The organism is Klebsiella sp. 4_1_44FAA (assembly GCF_000238715.1).
Classification (GTDB): Bacteria; Pseudomonadota; Gammaproteobacteria; order Enterobacterales; family Enterobacteriaceae; genus Klebsiella; species Klebsiella pneumoniae.
Window position 1 is genome coordinate 783,741 of the sequence record NZ_JH414798.1, and the last position, 4,178, is coordinate 787,918.

The window sequence follows — 4,178 nt, forward strand, 5'->3', positions numbered from 1 at the left end:
CTGACGGCGCTTAGTGCTGAATTCACTATCGGCGAAGGTGAGTTGATGGCTCATGATGTCCCTCTGGGATGCGCTCCGGATGAATATGATGATCTCATATCAGGAACTTGTTCGCACCTTCCCTAGCTGCAAAAGTAAAAAAGGCTGGAAGAGCCGCGGTTAACGGCTCGTCCACGTTCCCGGACAAAACGCCCCGGTCGTGCTCATGCCGCGACCCGGGTTTTACTGTGGTCATTGTTCTGCTCAACGATCACACCGAGCGCAGACAATAGCCTGAGGCGGTGTTCTCCACTCTGGCGAATCCCGGCAGGCCAAGATGCATACCGGCAATCAACCACCGTTCGCTGGCGGCCTGGCGCAGCAGGATCTCCCTGGTACGCCGGGCCTGTTCAGGATCGACGTCGAAGGCGACCGAGGCTTCTGGCCGCGCAGACTGAATGGACGGGAAATGGACGATATCCCCCCAGATCAGCAGCGAGGTATCGCCCGCTTCGAGACGATACCCGGTATGCCCGGGCGTATGGCCGGGCAGAGGGCACGGGCGGATCCCGGCGATCACCTCCTCATCATCAACCCCGCTGATTTGCGCCGCGCAGTTCGCCAGTACACGGCGAACAAGCAGCACGTTGCGCCGGCCGCGATCGCTGGCGTTGTCGAACGTGGATGTTGCCAGCCAGTAAGCGCTTTCCCGCGTAGGCAGGAACACCGTGGCGTTGGGATACGCTGGCGTACCAGCGGCGGACAGCAGGCCGCCGATATGGTCCGGATGGGCGTGGGTGAGAAGGATGGCGTCGATCTCCTCGGGACCAACGCCGAGCCGCGCCAGATTGGCGATAAGTTCGCCGCCAACGCCATTGGCTCCGCCGGTGCCGGTATCCACCAGCACCGTATTCCCGCGACCGCGGATCAGATAGGCGCCAATCGCAATGGTCTCTGGTGAGGCTAATCCTGAATGCCGCTGCAGATGTTCCGCCTCCTCCCGTGAGATACCCGAGAGTAAGGACAGCGGCGCTGACATCAGACCATCACTCACGGCAGTCACCGTCAGGTCGCCAGCGGTCAACGTATAAAAGGGAGCAGGTGACATGGCGACCTCACGCGCGCTGCGCCGGGTTGCGTAACCGGGCGGTGATGGGCTGATAGATAAAGACGGCGGCAGTCGTGGCCAGGTGATGCAGGTTGTCTCGTGGGACGATGGCGGCATACCGGCTTTGTTCGGTCGCCAGGCCGCCTGGCTGCAGGAGTATCGGCGCAGCGACGGGCAAGTCCTCCGCGGTATCGCCCAGCAGCAGCACTTCATCCGGGGCAACCTCCCGCAGCGTATTATTCGTTAGATAGAGGTGGCGATGCCAGTCGGCGATCGCCGATTGCCAGCGGGCAAAATGGCCGCCGCCGTTGCGGCGGTAGGCGTCGCTGTCGATGACGGTAGCATCGTGGATATCGTGCAGCGCCAGGTAGCAGGGGCAGCCCTCGCTAAGAGCGCGGAAGCGCTGGGAGGCGTAGAAACCGGGCACAGAGACCAGCGCCGGTAGTTTTTCCTGATTGTAAAAGGTATTCCACGCCGCTTCGCTTTGGGGATCGGTGTAGGCGCATTCGACGACATAGAGCATAGTGACCTCGATGAACAGATGATGTGGCGCACAAGGCGCTTTAGTGAGTTTTCATCATCCTATCGGCTAAAAATGGCGCTGAAAAACGATGTTAATTCAAGGCGTAGTGATATTCTGTCACTGACTTTCGGTGAGCCTGCACAAGGAGCATTGGCTATGCGTCGTAAAATCCCCAGCAGCGCTGCGCTACTGGCTTTTGAGGCCGCGGCTCGTCACGGCAACTTTGCCCGCGCGGCGGCGGAGCTCGCGTTAACGGAAGGGGCCATCAGCCGGCAGATTGCCCGTCTGGAAGCGCTCCTCGACAGTAAACTCTTCGACAGGACGGGGAGCCGGGTGCGGCTCAATCCGGCAGGCGCCCGCTATGCTCGTCAGGTCCGCGAGATCCTCGCTCGCCTGGAACGGGACACCCATGACGTCAGCGGGATGCCCGTCGATGGCCGCAGCCTGGAGATCGCCGTGCTCCCCACCTTCGCCAGCCGCTGGTTAATTCCCCGGCTCGGGCGCTTTGCGGCGCAGCATCCGCATATCGTGGTCAATATCGCCGCCCGCAGCGATCCCTTCATTCTGCCGGGAAGCGGATTTGATGCCGCCATCCATTTTGAACACCCGGCGTGGACCGGAATGGAGGTGACGTTTTTATTTGCGGAGTATTTGCTGCCGGTCTGCCATGCTGCGCTGCTGACGGATGACGATCTTCCGGGGCTGCTTAACCGGCTAACGCGCATTCACCGGCGGCAAAACCCGGACGCCTGGCTGCACTATGCCCGCGAGTGCGGTCTGGCGCTGGATAACCCCGCCCAGGGGCCGCGCTACGATCTGCATGAGATGGCGATCGCCGCGGTACTTAGCCAGCAGGGTGTGGCCCTGGTGCCGAAGATGTATGTGGAAAGCGAGCTGAGCGCCGGAACGCTGGTTGCCCCGTGGCCGGGCTCCCCGACGCTGGCTAAGCGCTTCTGCTTGATCAAACCCGGCGGCGTGGAGGGGGAGCCAGCGCTGCAGATGTTTGAGCGCTGGCTGCAGACGGAGATTGCGGCAGGTTAAGTCAGAGCTGGTCGGGAGACATTTAGCGCCGCCCATGGTTTCCTCCCTGTTTTACCGCGCGCTCGCTTTTTTAGGCCAGGGAATAGTTTTCAGTATGGAATATTGTTGTTGCGAAGCCACCGCTTCCGCCCTGCGTCCAGACGGCCTCCATCTCTCGTCTTAGAAAATATTATCAGTTTATTTGTTTTATTCTGTTTATCGTCTTTTTCAGCATTACGCAGTCACTCCCGATCTGAACCGAGATTCCGCTGAATTCAAACTGAATATACTCCGGCAGTACGCGGATACGAACGGGATTTTCTTGTGCATGTATTGCTGAGCGACTGCTATTCCGGGCGTTAAATAAAAGATCACCGTTCTGCCTTACCCAGTGCGCTTTGGGTTCCTGTAGGGAGACAGCGACGGGCGGTAGCGTTCGCGAAAGCAGGCGGGTGCGATAGCGCGGCCAGTGGGTGGGATGGCGAAGGGTAACGAATGGAGGACGTAATGATGAATTTTAACGCCAGAATAGATGGAGTGAAGCGATGAGGAACAGGTTGATAAACGATGCAACCAGTTTGGTAAAGCAACCGCCGGGGCAGTCACGCTACCGGATGGTTGTTCTCCGGAGGGCGCAATATCGACAGCCTGCTGAATCAGCAACTGTTAACCCATATGGCGGCAGGACAGAAGCCGCAGCACCTGACGCGGGGCGGGATGAGGAAGAGGGGAACGCCTCAAGAGGAGTGTCCGCTTTTTTTGCAGGAAGTCTTGCCGGATTATTATTATCCGTTGGAGCTGAAACATCCAGAGCAATATACACGTCCCGATATCTGAAGCGCAGAAATCCGGTACTGCATGATAAACTGCAAAATCTGGGAGATCTGGATCTTCTGTATTTTCTTGTTGAGGATATTGTAAAACCTTTCGAAACAGCGTGTATGGTCAGTGATAAGAATCCAGCAGAATTTAACAAAATATGTGAATATTTCTTTGGTGGACTATGAATATAAAACGAACATTACTCATCCTGCTTTCCCGTGTTATCAGAGGGGCTGGGATGGGATTAGGTGCTTCAGGTATCGCGCTGGCTGGCTGGTTCTTTTTTTTCTCAGTAAATGAATATAAATTTCTCTGGGGTTTACTTTCAGTTGTGGGATTCCTGGTGGGGTATCTGATATATCGATTTGCATATGCATATATTTATGATGAATGGAATTATTATCATTAAGAAATTAAACGGCGTGGTCTGTTGATCGATTTTTGATGCTCATTAAAAGGGTTGGCTTCCTTAGGGAAGGTGCGAACAAGTTCCTGATATGAGATCATCATATTCATCCGGAGCGCATCCCAGAGGGACATCATGAGCCATCAACTCACCTTCGCCGATAGTGAATTCAGCACTAAGCGCCGTCAGACCCGAAAAGAGATTTTCCTCTCCCGCATGGAGCAGATTCTGCCATGGCAGAATATGACCGCTGTCATCGAGTCCGTTTTATCCCAAGGCGGGCAATGGCCGACGGCCCTATCCGCTGGAGACCATGCTGC

General features: G+C 56.7%; 4 protein-coding genes and 1 pseudogene. 3 read left to right on the top strand and 2 right to left on the bottom strand.

Annotated features, from left to right (window positions below; all coding sequences use genetic code 11):
- Positions 1 to 250: 250 nt before the first annotated feature.
- A complete protein-coding gene (locus tag HMPREF1024_RS21900) occupies positions 251 to 1,087 on the bottom strand; it encodes an MBL fold metallo-hydrolase (protein WP_004180178.1) in 837 nt (278 codons plus the stop codon).
- 7 nt (positions 1,088 to 1,094) lie between these two features.
- Complete coding sequence (locus HMPREF1024_RS21895) at positions 1,095 to 1,610, bottom strand: DUF4286 family protein (RefSeq protein WP_009307700.1); 516 nt, start codon at positions 1,608 to 1,610, stop codon at positions 1,095 to 1,097.
- A gap of 156 nt (positions 1,611 to 1,766) precedes the next feature.
- Between HMPREF1024_RS21895 and HMPREF1024_RS21890 the strand changes: the two genes are divergently transcribed.
- The 3 genes and pseudogenes from HMPREF1024_RS21890 to HMPREF1024_RS21885 form a co-directional block, all read left to right on the top strand.
- Entirely contained in the window at positions 1,767 to 2,651 is an 885-nt protein-coding gene (locus HMPREF1024_RS21890; protein ID WP_009307701.1) for a LysR substrate-binding domain-containing protein, read from the top strand.
- A 524-nt stretch (positions 2,652 to 3,175) separates the two neighbouring features.
- A complete protein-coding gene (locus HMPREF1024_RS28295) occupies positions 3,176 to 3,637 on the top strand; it encodes a hypothetical protein (RefSeq protein WP_064168198.1) in 462 nt (153 codons plus the stop codon).
- A gap of 356 nt (positions 3,638 to 3,993) precedes the next feature.
- Positions 3,994 to 4,178 (top strand): annotated as a pseudogene (locus tag HMPREF1024_RS21885) (IS5/IS1182 family transposase); the annotation flags it as partial.

Coding starts and splice junctions, on each gene's coding strand:
- HMPREF1024_RS21900 (WP_004180178.1), bottom strand. CDS start 1,087: ATGTCACCTGCTCCCTTTTATACGTTGACCGCTGGCGACCTGACGGTG.
- HMPREF1024_RS28295 (WP_064168198.1), top strand. CDS start 3,176: ATGAGGAACAGGTTGATAAACGATGCAACCAGTTTGGTAAAGCAACCG.
- HMPREF1024_RS21895 (WP_009307700.1), bottom strand. CDS start 1,610: ATGCTCTATGTCGTCGAATGCGCCTACACCGATCCCCAAAGCGAAGCG.
- HMPREF1024_RS21890 (WP_009307701.1), top strand. CDS start 1,767: ATGCGTCGTAAAATCCCCAGCAGCGCTGCGCTACTGGCTTTTGAGGCC.